Here is a 16520-nt window from a genome sequence, read left to right as displayed (position 1 = left end):
GCCATGGACTATAATCTCATGAGTTCGTAATTCACTATGGGGTTTGGTAATTTCCCCTTCGGAGCCAACAATGGACAAGGTCAAGGCGCTTCAAAAGCTTTTAAACGGAAAAGCGACGAAAAAGGAAATCGAAATGCTCAAGCAGGCGCTTGCCAGCGGGGAAATTTCGATCGGTGGGGATGTAAACCGTTCGGTGGTTATCATTGGGAGTGGAAATAAAGTTGAGCTGACAGCAGAAGCGCTGGGTATTCTCAAGCCTGAAACGAAAAGTGAAGAGCCCGTGGAGGGCGAACCGCCGTATATGGGGCTGCGCTATTTTGATACGACAGATGCGAATCTGTTCTATGGGCGAGATACGTTGACTCGTGAACTTGTGGGGCGGCTTGAAAAAGAATCGTTTCTTGCGATTGTAGGGGCATCGGGGAGCGGAAAGTCGTCCATTGTGCGAGCGGGAATTGTCCCTGCGTGGAAGGCTGGGATCGATGAAGCAGGCAAGGGGTCGTCGGGAAGTGTGCATGTGCTCACGCCGACGGCGCATCCGCTGGAAAGTCTCGCCGCGAGCCTGACGCGCGAATCAGAATCTGTAACTGCGACATCCATGTTAATGGATGATATGCAAAAAGATTCTCGCAGTTTACGGCTGTATGTCCGCAAACTCGTGAGCAGTTTAGGGAATACGAATATGCTATTAATTGTTGATCAATTTGAAGAAGCTTTTACGCTGTGCAAGGATTATCTTGAACGTAAGTCGTTTATTGAGAATTTACTGTCACTTGCGGAAGAAGATGGGGTGGCCCGCGTAGTGTTGACCATCCGTGCGGATTTTTATCATTACTGCTTTGAACATGAAGGTTTGCGCCTGGCTTTGGAGAAACACCAGGCGAATGTTGGTGCTATGAATTCTGAAGAATTGCGCGAGGCGATTGTTCAGCCTGCTGAAAAGAATGGGTGGGCATTTGAACCGGCGTTGGTGGATTTAATTTTGAGAGATGTTGGCATGGAACCCGGTGCGTTGCCATTGCTTTCCCATGCTCTTCTTGAAACATGGAAACGAAGACATGGGCGTATGTTGACGTTGGCGGGCTATGCCGATGCAGGCGGAGTAAAGAAGGCTATCACCCAAACTGCCGAAAGGATATATGATCATTTAACTCCTGCGGAACAATTTATTGCACGTGGAATATTTTTACGCCTGACTGAGCTGGGAGATGGAGAACAAGATACCCGCCGTCGAGTCAAGATGGATGAACTCGCTCGCATTGTTGATAATCCTGATACCATCTCAAAAGTACTCAAAACTCTTACCGATGCGCGTTTAGTCACAACAGAACATGACGGCGTTGATGTGGCTCATGAAGCTTTGATCCGCGAGTGGAAAACCCTGCGTAATTGGCTGGACGAAGATCGTGAGAATTTGAGGCTGCACCGTCACCTGACCGAAAGGTCACAAGAATGGGAGCACCGCAGGCGAGATCCAAGCGAACTGTACAGTGCGGCACGGTTGAACCGAATACAAGGATGGGTGAAGGAAAATAAACATCAACTCAGCCCACTGGAGAGTGAGTTCTTAAAGGCGAGCCAAAATACAAGAACGCGAAGACGTCTGCAGTGGGGTGTTATAGCTTTCGTAGGTATCATGCTATTAGTGACCATCTCTCTGGCAATGACCGGTAAACTCAATCGCTTGATTTATCAGCCTGTGGACATGGAAGATTATTGGGTAACCATCTCTACTGGGGAGTTTCAGATGGGGAGTGAAAATGGTCGGGATTCGGAGAAGCCTATACATACTGTGTCTGTAGAGGCCTTTGAAATAGCTCGCTATGAAGTTACAAATCGTCAGTATATTCAATGTGTGCTGGCTGGTGTTTGTGGAGCGCCGACAAATCTGACCTATGACATTCAAAAGAACGAGCTGTATCCAGTGACGGATATCAATTGGTATGATGCGCGAACTTTCTGTGAATGGCTAGATGGAAGATTGCCAACCGAAGCCGAGTGGGAAAAAGCAGCTCACGCTGGTATGAAAAGAAGAGCCAACCACAATACTGTAGGAATCATCTGGGAATGGGTTAATAGTTCATTTGATCCATACCCATATGATGCGGGTGATGGCCGTGAGAGTTCGACCCTTTCTGATGATCGGGTGTTGAGGGGAGGGTTGTGGGCGGACGGTAGCGGCAGTGGACAGAACACAAATCGGCTCGGAATTACTCCGGGAACCGCCATCGATAGCATCGGCTTCCGCTGCGCCCGCGATATTCCGTGAGTGCGCTTACCTACGAACGAGATAACCTGATCCTGCTACATACTCACGGATGGCAATGGGCTGGTTTTATCCTTATTTTTTATCCCACCAATTCAAAATCCGTATCGCCCTAAGTGTATTCCACCTGCTGGGTTGACCAGCTTTTTCAAGGTCAAAATATTTTAATCCAGACATGCCGCTGTTCATCGGCCAGGTGCCGTCTTTCTTTTGTTTGCTTTTCAATAATTCAATGGCATCAGACATGCGCTCATCACGCGGAGCATCGCAACTGCGGAAATAATCCAGCGCGCGGATAAAGTCATATTTCCAGCGCGGCGGGAAGGGCATGGTGGTCATTTTCGCATCGAAGACCTTGCCTGTGCGGTGTGATTTGTACAGCCGATGCATGAGCAGGAATTCATGTCCACGCGCGCGGACTTTGCCAACGATTTTTTTCTTTTCGGGAAAAAGACATTCGTATTCGAACAATCCTTCCAGCGCGGAGATCGTAGTGTGAAATGACGAGTGAGTTGCACCCTTACGCGATTCGCAATTCCAGCCGCCGTCGGGCATTTGCTCTCCGATCACGTATGAAGCGATGTCGTGAATGCGTTTATCAGGGGAACGGAAATAAGTCAGCAGGGCGAGGATCATGCTGGTGACGCAGGTTTCGCTGTATTTCCATGAGTATGAAAAGAAATTGATGCCCCCGTCTGTGTAATAGCCTTCATCGAGAAATATCTTGCAGGCCCGTTTTGCCTGCGGATGATTCGGCGAAAGGCCAAGCAGGCGCAGGGTTAGCATCGTGTACGTGGTGGATATCCATTTAGGGCCATAGAGTCCGCCAGCCCAGGTTCCGCTGGGATCTTGCAGGGCAAGCAATCGCGCGCCCCAGCCTTCCTTTGCGATTCTTTTTTGCTCGGCTTCATATTTTTTTGGAGATGCGTGTAATAGATCGCGCTGTACCTGCCAGCGGATGGATGGGTCGCCTTCGAGTAGCCAGGAAATGATTTCAGGGTTCATAGGACAAAAGGGTTTTCAGGTCGGCACTTGCAAAGTATTTTCGATAGGCGGCGGTTTCGTTGAGTATGCCTTTCAATGCAACGAACAATTCCGCTTGCAGATACGGATTCTTCTCCTGCTTTTCAGCAGACAGGACGATCTGGTCTTCGTCAAATTCCACCGAGAGTTGACCTCCCGCCGACATCCACTCCAGACCGATTTGAATGGCACTTTCACGGGTCGCCATTGCCGCGGCCAGTTCGCGTACGGTCACTTTACCGCGGCGTTGATTGAGCGTGAATTTGCACAGACCTGCAAGGTGGGTCAGAAATTCCTCTGGCTTTTCTTCGGCGGGTGGAATGGCAAACACGTAAACGATTTTCGGCTTGACGATGCCCAACGCCTTGCGCAAATCAGCGGGGGAGGCGGGTGTGGTGTAGATCGAGAGTTCATCGGCGGGGCGCAGTTCGAAGCGCGGCATGCCAACGGCTCTGTCAGCCCCTTCAGCCCAGATCAATGTGGATGGTTGCAAATTGAGCAGGGATGGCTGCAAGCGCATGTCTCGGATCTCAACTTTGGATTTTCGCGCTTCGATGGGTTTTTCTTCCACCACGCGAAACTCTTCGAACTGTAACGTGACCTGCTTCTGCCCACGGAATGTGGAGGCGCGCAGGGAATAGGCAACGTCAAATTTATTATCAGTGGGCGGCATTTCCTCACCCGCGCCGCCCCACCACAAAATGCTTTGTGTTTTTCCTGTTTCATCTTCGATGGTCAGGCGCAGATGTTCTTTGGTTTTGCCGATGGTTGAAACGGATTTCAAGGTCACGCCGCGTGTTGCCAAAGTCAACGCTGGATTCCCTGCGCCAAACGGGGCGAGCATTTCCAATGCGTCGGCGAGAGAAATGTTGATTTCTGCCAGATCAAGCCAGGCGTCGAGTTGAAGCGTTGGTTCGTCAAAGACGATCTCTCCCAGTTGCCTCTCAATCGCTTTGCCGAGTCCCCGCCGAAAGTCTGCAAGTTTATCCAATGGCATCGAAAGGCCCGCCGCCATCGGATGACCGCCGAAACCGAGCAGCAGGTCTTTTTGCGTGGCAATGGCTTCGGTGATGTGCAGGCCTTCCACCGAGCGGGCCGAGCCGCGCACGATGCCGTCTTCTGTTTCGGTCAGGAGCAATGCAGGTTTGTGATAACGATCCACAAGACGATTGGCCACGATGCCCACCACGCCGCCAGGCCAGCCAGGATGCGACAACACAATGGCAGGCTCGGTCAGCAGGTCGGGGGCTTCGCGCAATTTTGCTTCCGCCGCTTCGTACACCTGACTCGTCAACAAGCGCCGTTGTGCGTTGAGACCTTCGATCTGTGCGGCCAGCACGCGCGCGCGCGGCGGGTCTTGCGTGAGCAGCAATTCAACTGCAGGGTTGGCATCGCCCAAACGCCCCAACGCATTCAAGCGCGGAGCAAACGTAAAGCCGATGGTTTCTTCGGTCAGCGTTTCGAGTGCGGTGCCCGAAAGTTCGGCAATGACCTTCAACCCCAAACGATTTGTTTTTCGTAAGGCCTCAATTCCTTTTTGTGCAAGTGCGCGCGTTTCACCTTTAAGCAACGCTACATCTGCGATGAGGCCGAGGGCTACAAGGTCAAGCAGATTGGCGAGTTCAGATGGATGATTTTCAGCAAGGAACGCTTCGGCAAGTTTGTATGCCACGCCCACGCCCGCGAGATTTTTCAGCGGATGATTCTCTGGCAGCAGTTTCGGGTTGATGATCGCTTTTGCATTTGGTAATGTCTCACCCAGATCGTGATGGTCGGTCACGACCACATCCACGCCGCGCGAGTTGGCATACTCAATCGCTTCATGCGCGGTGATGCCCGTATCGCAAGTGAGCAGCAACTTCGCGCCGTTATCGAGGATCGGCTTGAGGCTTTCGATGTGCACGCCGTGGCTTTCCTTGCCGCGGATCGGAATGTAATAGATCACATTCGCTTTCAAAATTTGCAGGGTTTGCACCAGCAGGGCGGTGGAGGTCTGCCCATCCACATCAAAATCACCCCACACACAAATCAAGTCGTTTTTGCGTATAGCCACTGAAATCGCTTCGACTGCTTTTTCGATATCTGGAAAGGCCGCAGGTGGAGTCGCATTGGGATGAAGAAACGCTTCCGCTTCTACGGGAGAACTGATCCCGCGTCGGAGCAAAGTCTGCGCGACGAGCGGGGGCAGGCCCAAAGCATGGAGCGAATCGGTGTTGACAGGTTGTGGGTCAAGCCAGCGTGATGTCATGGTGAAGTGATTTTATCGCTTGTCATGATTTTGTGTGCCTTTTTCAATTTGCAAGCAGCCCCTTACTTGTGGCGCATGTCGGTTTTTTCATCATGCGTTATCATTCTGATACATCTCTTTCACGATGAGAGGAAATGAAAATGAAAATCGCAATTATCGGCGCGGGAAACATCGGCGGCACACTCGGAAGAAAATGGGCACTGGCTGGGCATGAAGTCCGTTTTGGGGTACGAAACCCCGTCGACTCAAAGTTTGACTCGTTGCGCGCGGTAGGGAAAGTCGCATCGGTTGTTGAAGCGCTTGACGGGACCGATGTCGTTCTACTGTCCATGCCTGGCGGCGCGGTGGCAGATTTTGCCGAGCAGCACGGTGCAAGTTTGGCGGGGAAAATCGTGATCGACTCGACCAACAGCATCCGCAACACTTATATGAACAGCCTGACCGTCTTGAAGGAAAAGGCACCCGAAGCAAAATTGATTCGGGCATTCAACGCTTTGGGATGGGAGAATTTCGAAGTGCCACTGATCAACGGTGTGCAGATTGACCTGTTCTACTGCGGTCACGTTGATTCGCGTACGGTGACCGACCAACTGATCGCGGATATTGGTCTGCGCCCGATCTACATCGGCGACCTCGACCTCGCCGCCGTGCTGGATGGCATGACCCGCATGTGGTTTGCCCTTGCACTCGCCCAAGGCCGCGGACGCAGAATCGCATTCAAATTATTGGAGGAGTAATGGCATCTGTTGGTTATTCTGGAATCCCGCTGGCAAAGAAACTCGGCCTCAAGCCTTCGCTGACGCTTTTGACGATCAATGCGCCGAAGGAATATCGCTCTTGGCTGGGCGAATTATCTGGCGAGGTGTCTCTGGTGGAGAAGGCGAAGGAACCGTATGAAGCGGTGCATGTCTTTGCTTCGGAAAGTGCATTTTTGAACGCGACACTTTCCAAATTGCGCAGGGAACTGAAACAGGATGGTTTCGTGTGGGTCTCCTGGCCGAAGAAATCATCCAAAGTGCCGACGGATATTACCGAAGATGTCATCCGCGAGATCGCGCTGCCTCTCGGGTTTGTGGATATCAAGGTGTGTGCGGTGAGTGAAATATGGTCGGGGTTGAAGCTGATGATTCGAAAATCAGAAAGAAAGTGACTCTCTCACGAAAATCATGGCTTTCGACGACGCGTTTAGTCTCCTTTTCCCAACCCTGCCTCTCGTGCGCGGACGATCGCTTGCGAGCGGTCTGCGACCTGCAATTTGGTGAGGATGCTTGAAACATAGTTTTGCACGGTCTTGATGCTCAGCGATAACTTGTTCGAGATCGTCAAGTTATTATGTCCCTGCGCGATCAGATCCTAAAATTTCCAGCTCACGTTCGGTCAACTCGGCGAATTCGTCGGGTTGATTTTTTTTGGATAAGGCAGACGGTGACGATGAAAAATATTGCATCATGCGCTGGGCAATGGCGGGACTGAAGATCGCCTCGCCTCTTTCCACGGCGACGATTGCTCTGACAACCTCATCTTTATCCGCATCTTTGAGCAGGTACCCGCGCGCGCCTGCGCGCATCGCGGCGAAGACAGAGTCATCATCATCGAACATGGTGATGACCAGCACGCCAATGTTCGGATGCGCTTCGTGGATTCGCCGTGTGGCGTCGATGCCGTTCATGCCAGGCATTTTCAAGTCCATGAGAATGACGTTCGGCTTGAAGTCTTTGGCTTGAGCAATGGCTTCTTCGCCATCGTTGGCTTCTCCGACAACTTCAATTTCGTGGACAGAACCCAACAACGCGCGGACGCCTTCACGGTAAAAGACATGGTCGTCTGCAATTAATACTTTGATCGGCATGGTCTATTCCTTTCCAATCGGCAGCCGTGCGCTGACACGCGTTCCGCCCGTTGGAATATTTTCAATGACACATTCGCCGCCGAGTTCAGCGGCTCGTTCGTGCATGGACGTGCGCCCAACTCCTGCGCGGCTTTCTGCGGATAAGCCTTTTCCATTATCCGATATTTCCAGCAACAAGGATCTATTCTCGATCTTTATCTTTATCTGGCAGGCGCTGGCTTCGGCATGTTTGATAATGTTCGTGAATGATTCCAGCGCAATGCGATAAGCAGCGACTTCCACAGCGGCGGGCAGGGACGGGAGCGGCTCGGTCACATCGAAGGTGATGGTCATGCCGTTGGGTCCGCTGTATTGAGCTACATATTCACGGATGGCAGAGACCAGTCCGAACTCATCCAGCACGGGCGGACGAAGGGCGTAGACCAATCTGCGGATTTCAGAAACCGTTTCCTTGACTTGTCCTTTGAGCTCTTTGAGAAGCTGCACACTTTTCTCGGGGTCGCTTTTGACGAACTCGGAGGCTGTGTCAATACGCTGGGAGAGACTGGCGAGCGTGGGACCGACTCCATCGTGCAGGTCGCGGCGCAGGCGGCGGCGTTCTTCTTCCTGTGCGGTGACGAGTCTTTCGCGGGATTTTTGCAGGTCATTGTTCAGGCGCACGGTGTAGGCAGCGACACCTGCCTGTTGGGCGATGATGTTGATGAGTTTCATATCTGCTGTGGAGAAGGATTCGCCAGCGGCGCGCGGGGCGAGGATCAACTCTCCGACGCGTTCGGTCTGATATGTCAGAGGGAGATGAATCAGTTCGGACGGAGGCAGTTGTCGGGTGGATGCGAAGCGCGGCTCTTCATCCAATAAAGAAATGGCAGCGTACGGGAGGCGCAGGGTTTGGGCGAGAGTTTCGACAATCGTCTGCAAAACGGAATCAGGCGCGAGCGCGGAGTCGAGGCGTTGGCTGAGTCGGATGAGAACTGTGGCGGGATCATCGCGTTCGCCATACATGAGTCGATTCACGGCGCGTTGTAATCGCTGGCGCAGCGGTTCAAAAAGAATGGCGACGACTCCAGTGGCAATGAAAGAGATGACGAGGTTGGTTTCGTTGCTGCGGAAGTACAACGCAAACACGCCGACGGTGAGAACATAAAAAAGAATGGTGAGGAAACTGAGCGCGCCATAGACGAGGGTGCGGTTGATGATGGGGTCGATATCCCACAGGCGGGAGCGCGTGATGGCGATGCCGATGGAAATGGGAATGAACAAGATGGAAAGCATCATGCCTGTGATCGAGATCAAGCCGTAGGTTGTGCCTTCTTCCATTGAGATGCCGAAGGAGGCGGGCAGCGTGACGATGAAGAAACCGATGATGGCGGCAGAGATGCCATACACCACCCATTTGGTTTGTTGACGAAGGACAGGGTTGGACATGCTGCGATAGCGATGCACAGGCACATACACCATGATGACCATTGTGATCAGTGAAAGAGTTGCACCGACTGTCCAGTTGTTTTGCGGGTTGAGCTTGCTTTCAGGGAAAAAATTTTCGATCACCAACAAACCAAGCATGACCACGGCAACGGGTTTTGTCCAGCGCGGGGTGAAGCGCCCATCGGGGAAGATCAGGAAGAAGATCAACAGACTGCTCGACATCAACAGGTTTGCAATCGCACGCGGCAAGCGCCAGAAATCAGGCTGATCTGCAACCCGTTCGGCAAGGGGCCAAAAAGTTGTGCCGAGCATAACGAGAAAGAAAGCAGTGAAGACAGCGATGCGTTCATTGGGACGTTTGAAAATGATGATGCCCGCAATGACAAGATGAACGAGCATGTAGATGGAGCGAAGCCCCGTCAGGTAGTTGGCGTAGACGCGGAGGCTGATTCCATGGTCGGCAAGGTTTTTTTGCAGGTTGAGAGGCGCATCAAGCAATTCACTGTACGAAAGATTAACTTCATAAATGAAGAACGCCAGCGCCAGCAATGTGACCAAAATCCATAGAACCTGCGCGGCGCGCTGCCAGCGGGCGGGAAGTTGCGGGGCGGAAAGATCTGCGATCATGTCGCGGAGCATACTTTATTTTATTCCCAAAGTGATGGGAATGTACTCCCGTTTGCCTTGGGAAAATTTCCTGCGCGGTTGGTGAGCCTGCCCAGATGTCAGCGGGAAGGAGGAGTTGTATCCTGTGGACATCATCAAACAAAAGGAGACACAACTATGGAATTCTTATCCGACTTTCTCTCATGGGCCTGGGCGCGTCATCACAACGTTTTGAGCTGGTACATCCGCCCGATGTTCATCCTGCCCTTCATCTTTTTTGCATACAAACGCAACTGGCAGGGACTCGTCGTCACGGTCATTGCCCTGTTCACCAGCATGTTCTGGTTCCCTGCACCCGCAACCGTTGACCCCGCCGTGGAACAGTTCCTGCAATCCGAAAAGGATTACATCCTCGGCGATTGGACTCTTTCAAAAGTTTTGGCTTCACTCACCGTGCCCGCGTTTTTCTACTTCCTCGCATTGGCATTTTGGAAACGATCCTGGTGGTGGGGTGTGGCGGTTATCAATCTCGCCGCGCTAGGCAAGGTTGCATGGAGCGTTATCTCGGGCGGCGAATCAGGTTGGGCGGTACTCGTCCCTGCTGTGATCGGGATGCTGGTCTGCGATGCGGCGGTGTATTTTGGAGTGACGTTTATTAACAAGCGGCAAACCTTATCTGCCACAGAAGCAAAATAAAAAAATAGTAGTCGAAGGTCAGTTGACTCCGTTTGGATCGGTCGCTATCCTTTGAGTAGAATAACCCGAATCCATATTTAATTTCTTATCACTGAAAAAAGCGAGGAAAAATGTTTATCAATATATTCTTTTTGTTGGTTATGGTGGCAGTTTCGGTTTTATTCGGCTGGCTGGCCCGGCGATCCTGGAAAACCGGGAATGTCGTTTCAAAATGGGCTGGCACCATCCTGAGCGGCTTGCTCTCGGTTCTCGTTGGCCTGCTAAGCATATTGACTGTGATCGGTCTGGTCAAAGCCTATGCCCCACGCACCGCACCCATCCCCGACTTGAACGTGGCCGCGACCCCGGAACAAATTCAACGCGGCGAACATATCGCCAACACATTCTGCACTTCCTGTCACTCGCTCAACAAGGCATTACCCCTGACTGGCGGCGTTGATCTTGGTCTAGACATCCCAATACCCCTTGGTAATTTTGTTTCACCCAATCTAACCCCGGCTGGTCCACTACAGGATTGGTCAGATGGTGAGATTTTCCGTGCCATGCGCAATGGCGTTGGCCGCGATGGGAACTGGCTTTTCGTTATGTCGAATGTCAGAGGGCGCAACTTAAGCGACGAAGATTTACAGGCCGTAATCGCCTACCTGCGCAATCAACCGCCTGCCGCCAATGAGACTCTCGATCCGCCTGACCGGCTTAGTCTATTGGGACTCATCATGCTGGGAGCAGGCATGCTGCCAGCAGGGCAGCCACCAGTTACAGACGTGATCGCTGCGCCTCTTAAAGGCCCGACAATTGAGTACGGTGAATACATCCTGAGCTACCAGGATTGCAGAGATTGCCATGGCGAGAATCTACTTGGAGGCACAGACCAGTTGGCTCCCATTGGTCCAAACCTGAAACTGGTGAAAGGCTGGACGCAGGAACAGTTCATCGTCACACTGCGCACGGGTATTGATCCATTGGGCCATGAAATTGATCCAGCAAGAATGCCATGGAAATCCATTGGGCGCATGGATGATGAAGAACTGACAGCAATCTACCTTTACCTGTCGGGCTTGCCGTAGAAGAGGTATGACCCATAAATGTTTTGGTTCCTGAGGTCGCATGAGCTTGGGAACCAAAAACAAAAAAGAGACTCGAAAATGGGATTCTTATCTGATCTTCTTTCATGGGCGCGTCATCCTAACGTTTTGAGTGGGTATCTCCGCCCAATGTTTATCCTACCCTTCATCTACTTTGCCAACAAGTACAATCGGTAGGGACTCGTCGTCACGATATACTGCTGTAGTGTGCAGATAATAGGAGTATCAAATGACCGCAAAGAAAATTATTATCATCGGCGGCGGGATCGGCGGACTTTGTACCGCCATTGCCCTGCAGCAGAATGGATTTGACGTCCACGTATATGAGAAGGTGAAGAAGCTTGGTGAAGTAGGAGCGGGGCTGACACTTTGGTCAAATGCCATCAAAACCTTGCGTGCTCTCGGGGTGGCAGATCAAGTCATTCACGCAGGCTCGAAGGTAAATCGCTCCTATATTCGCGCCGCGAATGGTGACATTCTCCAGGATGCGCACATGGATGAAATGAAAGCGCAATACGGTGAACCTGTAGTTGCCATCCATCGTGCTGCGTTACATGATATTTTGATCAACGCATTGAAGCCAAACACACTGACTCTTGATGTTGGATTCGTAAAGTTCGAACAGGATGAAAACAAAGTCTCCGTTCATTTTGACAACGGCAAAACCGACTCGGCAGACCTGCTCATCGGCGCAGACGGCATTCATTCCGCGGTGAGGAAGCAGATGTTCCCCGAGATCCAATTGCGCTATTCGGGCTATACCGCATGGCGCGGCGTGGTCGAAACAGAGAACGAGGCTGCTTTAGGTCTCACCTCTGAGTCTTGGGGTGTGGGCGCTCGCTTTGGCATCGTCCGTGTGGACAAAAGCCGCGTCTACTGGTTCGCCACATCCAATCAGCCTGCTGGGGAGAAATCTACGAGCGACCAGCGTAAGGCAAGCCTTTTGAGAGCATTCAAAGATTGGCATGACCCGATTTACCATCTATTGGATTTGACTCCCGCAGACATGATCTTGCAAAACGATATCTACGACATCTCACCTTTCGCCTCCTGGACTCAGGGACGGGTGACCCTGCTCGGCGATGCCGCCCACCCGACGACTCCCAACATGGGACAGGGTGCGTGCATGGCAATTGAATCTGCTTACGTGCTGAGTCGCTCTTTGAAAGAGGATGCAGATCACAGGTCCGCTTTGAGGCGATATGAGGGCGAGCGTCATGCCCGCACCGCGTGGATCACAAATACGTCGTGGATGATCGGCAAAGGCGGTCAGGTTGGGAATCCGCTGTTGTGCAGGCTGCGGAATTTTTTGGTGAAGATCACACCTGCGGGGGCGATGCAAAAAAATCTCCAGCGTGCGGCGGGTTTTGATACGATGAAAGATAGTTGGAAATAAAAATCGGGTCACGTTTCAGGCGTGACCCGATTTTTCAATTAACTTGAACTCTCATGTAAGCGATCAGGCCGACGATGGTGAGCGCGACCCCCGCAATGCCAAGCGGACCAGGAATTGTGCCGCTTAGAAAAATGATTTCGCCGATCAAAGAGAAAACCACTTCCATGGATTGAGTCGCGTCGACGGCGGCGATCTCGTAGGGTTGATGACAGAGATGACGGGCGTAAAGAAAAAGGGTTGTGGCAATGACGCCCGATAATAATGCGACGAGCGCCGTGCTGAGAAGCTGTCCGCTGGTGGGGGCAGGGGGAGAAGTGAACAGGATCAGCGCAATCCAAAACGGAATCGAGCCGAGGGTCAAAAGCAGTACGCGGGCGAAGCCGTTATCCAGAATCGGATTTTCGATCTTTGGGATTCTCGAACTGTGACCCGTGCGTGCCTCCCAAACCAGTTGATTGCCGATGGGGTAGGCGAAGGCGGCGATCAAAACGGGCAGCGCGCTGAAAAGCACTTCGCGCAAGCTGGTCAGCGCGGCATGTTCGATGTTGACGAGGATGATGCCCACGAAAATGATGCCCGTGAAAATCAAGCCTTTGGTGGGCACTTTGCGCCCGAAGAAGATCAGCACGATGGGCGTGGCGAGGATGGTGGTCTGCCATGTCGTGGCAACGACCCAGCCTGCCGCGTATTGCGAGCTAAAGGTGATGAGCGAGTAAAAAACGCCGAAGCCGATGCTGCCTGAAAGAATCCAAAAGAGCCAGTGTTTTAGAAAAATATTTTTGACTTCAATCAGTGCTTTTTTGCCCTGTGTGACGAGCAACAGCAGAACCAGAAAGACCAGCATGAATCCGAAGCGCAGACTTGACGTCCACACCCAGTGGCCGCCTTGCAGGCTCATGGCGCGGTTGAGGACGAAGGTGCTGCTGAAGAATAAAGCGGCAAGGCTGCCGATTGCGATTAGTCGTGTCATTTGATTTTCACCAATAATCGCAGGGGCGACCCATTGGGTCGCCCCTGCATTAATTTACAACGGCTCGAACCTTGCGGTGAAATGCCTGAGCAATTCGGGCGCGAAGGTGAATTTGTATCCGCGCACTTTGTCGGCGCGGGATTTGATTCGCGCGGCGCAATCCGCTACATAGTCCATGTGGCTTTGCGTGTACGTGCGGCGCGGAATGGCGAGGCGCAGCAATTCCAGCTTGGGGTAGATCATCTTGCCCGAATCAGGGTCGGGGTAGGCGAACATCACCGAGCCGATCTCCACGCCGCGGATCGCGCCTTCGCGATACAGCTCCACGGCCAATGCCTGCCCGGGGAATTCACTCTGTGGAATGTTCGGGAAGACATGCGCCGCATCGAGATACACGGCGTGCCCGCCTGCGGGTTGAATGGTGGGGATGCCCGCTTCGTTGATCCGCGCTGCGAGGTAGGCGGTTTGCGAAAGCCGCGAGGCAAGATAGGATTCGTCCAAGCCTTCGTACAGACCAACCGCCATCGCTTCGAGGTCGCGCCCCGCGAGTCCGCCGTAGGTGGGGAAGCCTTCGCGCAGGATCAATTCATTGCGAACGTTGCCAAATAATTTTTCATCGTTCAAACATAACAGCCCGCCGATATTGACGATCGCATCTTTCTTCGCGCTCATCGTCATGCCGTCGGCCAGCGCGTACATCTCGCGCGCAATATCGATCACGGATTTATTTTCGTAGCCTTTTTCGCGCAGTTTGATGAAATAGGCGTTCTCGGCATAACGCGCGGAATCGATGAAGAAGGGGATGTGATGCTCGCGATAGACAGCGGCGATCGCCTTGAGATTTTCCATCGAAACGGGCTGACCGCCTCCTGCGTTGTTTGTAACGGTCACCATTCCGAAGGGAATGTTCGCCACCCCGACCTTTTGAATGAAGGCGCGCAGTTTGCCGATATCCATATTGCCCTTGAAGGGATGCGGATTCGCGGGGTCGAAGGCTTCGTCGATGACGAGATTGGTCGGGCGTCCGCCGCGCGCGCGGATGTTGGCATCGGTGGTGTCGAAGTGCATATTCGAAGGGACGTAATTCCCTGGCTTCACCAGACAGGCCGAAAGAATATTTTCCGCCGCGCGCCCCTGATGGGTGGGGACAAAAAACTTGAACCCGAAGATATCTTCCACTGCCGCTTTGAGGCGTTGATAGGAGCGTGCGCCCGCATACGACTCGTCGCCGCGCATGATGGCCGCCCACTGCTCCTGACTCATTGCGCCAGTGCCTGAGTCGGTCAGCAGGTCAATGAAGATGTCTTCCGCTTTCATCGAGAACAGGTTGTAGCCTGCCTCCCTCAATGCGGCTTCGCGCGATTCAGATGAGATCAGGCGGATGGATTCAACTACTTTGATACGATACGGTTCGGGGGGGTAGGGATGTGTCATTTGGTCTCCTGAGATTTGAGTATTCGTCAAATTTTGGGTAGCGAGCCTGACGCGCATCGCGCGTCATTCGGTCTCCAATGACGTGGCAATTCTACAACACATTTCAGCGGACGCCTCGAAAGAAACAAAAAACTCGGAGTCGATTGCTCCGAGTTTTGTTGCCATTTGGCTTATCGCCAGGCGGCTGGACATTTACATAAGAAGTCTTTTATAGGCTTTGTTTTTTCTTTGCTTTGATATCGTAGAGCGCTTTATCTGCCGCGCGGATCAGTTCTTCGATGCTGTTACAGGTTGGATAGGTGGCAATGCCAGCAGAAAAACTTACCTGAAGTTGACTGCCTTCGTGAACGATATGGATAGCCTTTGCCCGTTCGCTCCATTCCTGAAGGCGGACAGCGGCTATTTGCTCATTTGCGTTGTGCAAAATGACCAGGAATTCATCCCCGCCAAAGCGGCAAACAATATCTTCAGTGCGCGTCTGGTCTTTGAGCAATTTGGAAAGAGACTTCAAGGCTGCATCGCCAACGACATGACCATGTTTGTCGTTCAGGGTTTTCAGGTTGTCCATATCCAGCATCACCACACTGAAGGGCTGGCTTCCCCGACTTGCGCGGGCAAATTCCTGCTTGAGGGCTTCCTCCATAAAGCGGCGGTTGTACAACCCCGTGAGCGGATCCTGGATCGCCTGCTCATGCAAAATGGCTTGCAGTTTTTCGATCTCCCCCAGCTGCAGGCGCAGCTGATCGTTCATATCGTGGAGTTGGTCTGCGACGCGCCTGCGTTCGGTGATATCTCGGGTGACCGCAATGAATGCCACGGGGATGCCAAATTCATTCTTGATCAAGGCCGCGCTCAGTTCAGCGGGGAAAGTGCTGCCGTCTTTGCGCTGGAGGTCGAATTCAATGTTTTTGATGATCCCATCGGCGCGGGTTAAGTTCATATACTTTGTCGCTTTGGGGACTTCGCTCAAGGGAAAAAAGCCAAAGGCGCTTTTCCCGATAAATTCTTCGGTGCTGTCATATCCATGCAGGGCGGCGGTCTGTTTGTTGGCGAAAATATAATTACCGAGCAGGTCTGTCACGGCGACCGAATCAGGGGAGGTTTCCATCACGGCATGATAAATTAAACTGCTGATCTGCCTGCCTTCGGCATCTTTCCCTTTTTCGTGTGCCGTGTCTCCCCGTGAAAAGATAAAGCCAAATGCCAGCACCCCCGCCAGCCAAAGGACCACGTGGGTGATAATTTCGCTTTTTAGCCATATATCCCCAATGAAGTAGCTGATAATCACCACGAACGTCCAGGCAATGGTGACCTGAATGGATACTGTCCGCCCAAAGATCTTGTTGAGATTTGGCGTCTTCATGGCTGTGTCCTCGATTTTGGCGGAAAATTCATCATTCCTCATTATTTTGCATTGCTTTTTCAATCTCCGCCAGCGTTTCCTGCGCTGATCGCAAACTGGGATGACGCTGGTGCGTGAAAATCTCGACAGCGCGGCGGGTTACAACTGTCCTTGAGAGGT

General features: G+C 52.4%; 12 protein-coding genes and 1 pseudogene. 6 read left to right on the top strand and 7 right to left on the bottom strand.

Annotation, left to right across the window (positions count from 1 at the left end; genetic code table 11):
• Nucleotides 1-70: 70 nt before the first annotated feature.
• Nucleotides 71-2269, top strand: a complete 2199-nt coding sequence (locus IPI86_RS05840; RefSeq protein WP_345297056.1) for an SUMF1/EgtB/PvdO family nonheme iron enzyme — start codon at nucleotides 71-73, stop codon at nucleotides 2267-2269.
• Nucleotides 2270-2341: 72 nt separating this feature from the next.
• Here IPI86_RS05840 and IPI86_RS05835 read toward each other — a convergent pair whose 3' ends face one another.
• Nucleotides 2342-3271, bottom strand: a complete 930-nt coding sequence (locus tag IPI86_RS05835; protein ID WP_345297055.1) for a hypothetical protein — start codon at nucleotides 3269-3271, stop codon at nucleotides 2342-2344.
• Nucleotides 3261-5537: a single-stranded-DNA-specific exonuclease RecJ gene (recJ, locus tag IPI86_RS05830; RefSeq protein ID WP_345297054.1), complete on the bottom strand. Its 2277-nt coding sequence runs from the start codon at nucleotides 5535-5537 to the stop codon at nucleotides 3261-3263. Before recJ ends, IPI86_RS05835 begins: the two co-directional genes overlap by 11 nt.
• Nucleotides 5538-5677: 140 nt before the next feature.
• Here recJ and IPI86_RS05825 point away from each other — a divergent pair, with 140 nt between their 5' ends.
• Together IPI86_RS05825 and IPI86_RS05820 are read left to right on the top strand one after the other, a co-directional pair.
• Nucleotides 5678-6274, top strand: coding sequence for an NAD(P)-binding domain-containing protein (locus IPI86_RS05825; RefSeq protein ID WP_345297053.1), 597 nt, complete (start codon nucleotides 5678-5680; stop codon nucleotides 6272-6274).
• Nucleotides 6274-6687 (top strand): DUF3052 family protein, encoded by a 414-nt coding sequence (locus tag IPI86_RS05820; protein WP_345297052.1) that lies wholly within the window; start codon nucleotides 6274-6276, stop codon nucleotides 6685-6687. The genes IPI86_RS05825 and IPI86_RS05820 overlap by 1 nt, the downstream gene beginning before the upstream one ends.
• Before the next feature lie 35 nt (nucleotides 6688-6722).
• On the opposite strand, the pseudogene IPI86_RS05815 reads toward IPI86_RS05820, so the two are convergent.
• A pseudogene (locus IPI86_RS05815) lies at nucleotides 6723-7386 on the bottom strand (response regulator transcription factor).
• Nucleotides 7387-7389: 3 nt separating this feature from the next.
• Complete coding sequence (locus tag IPI86_RS05810) at nucleotides 7390-9450, bottom strand: sensor histidine kinase (RefSeq protein WP_345297051.1); 2061 nt, start codon at nucleotides 9448-9450, stop codon at nucleotides 7390-7392.
• A gap of 144 nt (nucleotides 9451-9594) precedes the next feature.
• Between IPI86_RS05810 and IPI86_RS05805 the strand changes: the two genes are divergently transcribed.
• The 3 genes from IPI86_RS05805 (at nucleotide 9595) to IPI86_RS05795 (ending at nucleotide 12594) form a co-directional block, all read left to right on the top strand.
• Nucleotides 9595-10113, top strand: a complete 519-nt coding sequence (locus IPI86_RS05805) for a hypothetical protein (protein ID WP_345297050.1) — start codon at nucleotides 9595-9597, stop codon at nucleotides 10111-10113.
• A gap of 110 nt (nucleotides 10114-10223) precedes the next feature.
• Nucleotides 10224-11180: a c-type cytochrome gene (locus tag IPI86_RS05800; protein ID WP_345297049.1), complete on the top strand. Its 957-nt coding sequence runs from the start codon at nucleotides 10224-10226 to the stop codon at nucleotides 11178-11180.
• A gap of 247 nt (nucleotides 11181-11427) precedes the next feature.
• Nucleotides 11428-12594 (top strand): FAD-dependent monooxygenase, encoded by a 1167-nt coding sequence (locus IPI86_RS05795; protein ID WP_345297048.1) that lies wholly within the window; start codon nucleotides 11428-11430, stop codon nucleotides 12592-12594.
• A gap of 34 nt (nucleotides 12595-12628) precedes the next feature.
• Here IPI86_RS05795 and IPI86_RS05790 read toward each other — a convergent pair whose 3' ends face one another.
• The 3 genes from IPI86_RS05790 to IPI86_RS05780 all read right to left on the bottom strand — a co-directional run bounded on the left by IPI86_RS05790 (nucleotide 12629) and on the right by IPI86_RS05780 (nucleotide 16361).
• Nucleotides 12629-13564, bottom strand: coding sequence for a multidrug resistance efflux transporter family protein (locus tag IPI86_RS05790; protein WP_345297047.1), 936 nt, complete (start codon nucleotides 13562-13564; stop codon nucleotides 12629-12631).
• 54 nt (nucleotides 13565-13618) lie between these two features.
• Nucleotides 13619-14998 (bottom strand): tryptophanase, encoded by a 1380-nt coding sequence (locus tag IPI86_RS05785; protein ID WP_345297046.1) that lies wholly within the window; start codon nucleotides 14996-14998, stop codon nucleotides 13619-13621.
• Between the two features lie 208 nt (nucleotides 14999-15206).
• Nucleotides 15207-16361, bottom strand: a complete 1155-nt coding sequence (locus IPI86_RS05780; RefSeq protein WP_345297045.1) for a sensor domain-containing diguanylate cyclase — start codon at nucleotides 16359-16361, stop codon at nucleotides 15207-15209.
• Nucleotides 16362-16520 lie beyond the last annotated feature (159 nt).

It is taken from the genome of Candidatus Villigracilis affinis, assembly GCF_016705895.1.
Taxonomy (GTDB): domain Bacteria; phylum Chloroflexota; class Anaerolineae; order Anaerolineales; family Villigracilaceae; genus Villigracilis; species Villigracilis affinis.
This window is presented reverse-complemented; position numbering and strand designations above follow the sequence as displayed.

Excerpts from the sequence above, each read along its gene's own strand:
- IPI86_RS05780 (WP_345297045.1), bottom strand. The coding sequence starts at position 16,361 with ATGAAGACGCCAAATCTCAACAAGATCTTTGGGCGGACAGTATCCATT.
- IPI86_RS05800 (WP_345297049.1), top strand. The coding sequence starts at position 10,224 with ATGTTTATCAATATATTCTTTTTGTTGGTTATGGTGGCAGTTTCGGTT.
- IPI86_RS05785 (WP_345297046.1), bottom strand. The coding sequence starts at position 14,998 with ATGACACATCCCTACCCCCCCGAACCGTATCGTATCAAAGTAGTTGAA.
- IPI86_RS05825 (WP_345297053.1), top strand. The coding sequence starts at position 5,678 with ATGAAAATCGCAATTATCGGCGCGGGAAACATCGGCGGCACACTCGGA.
- IPI86_RS05810 (WP_345297051.1), bottom strand. The coding sequence starts at position 9,450 with ATGCTCCGCGACATGATCGCAGATCTTTCCGCCCCGCAACTTCCCGCC.
- IPI86_RS05805 (WP_345297050.1), top strand. The coding sequence starts at position 9,595 with ATGGAATTCTTATCCGACTTTCTCTCATGGGCCTGGGCGCGTCATCAC.
- IPI86_RS05790 (WP_345297047.1), bottom strand. The coding sequence starts at position 13,564 with ATGACACGACTAATCGCAATCGGCAGCCTTGCCGCTTTATTCTTCAGC.
- IPI86_RS05820 (WP_345297052.1), top strand. The coding sequence starts at position 6,274 with ATGGCATCTGTTGGTTATTCTGGAATCCCGCTGGCAAAGAAACTCGGC.
- IPI86_RS05835 (WP_345297055.1), bottom strand. The coding sequence starts at position 3,271 with ATGAACCCTGAAATCATTTCCTGGCTACTCGAAGGCGACCCATCCATC.
- recJ (WP_345297054.1), bottom strand. The coding sequence starts at position 5,537 with ATGACATCACGCTGGCTTGACCCACAACCTGTCAACACCGATTCGCTC.
- IPI86_RS05840 (WP_345297056.1), top strand. The coding sequence starts at position 71 with ATGGACAAGGTCAAGGCGCTTCAAAAGCTTTTAAACGGAAAAGCGACG.
- IPI86_RS05795 (WP_345297048.1), top strand. The coding sequence starts at position 11,428 with ATGACCGCAAAGAAAATTATTATCATCGGCGGCGGGATCGGCGGACTT.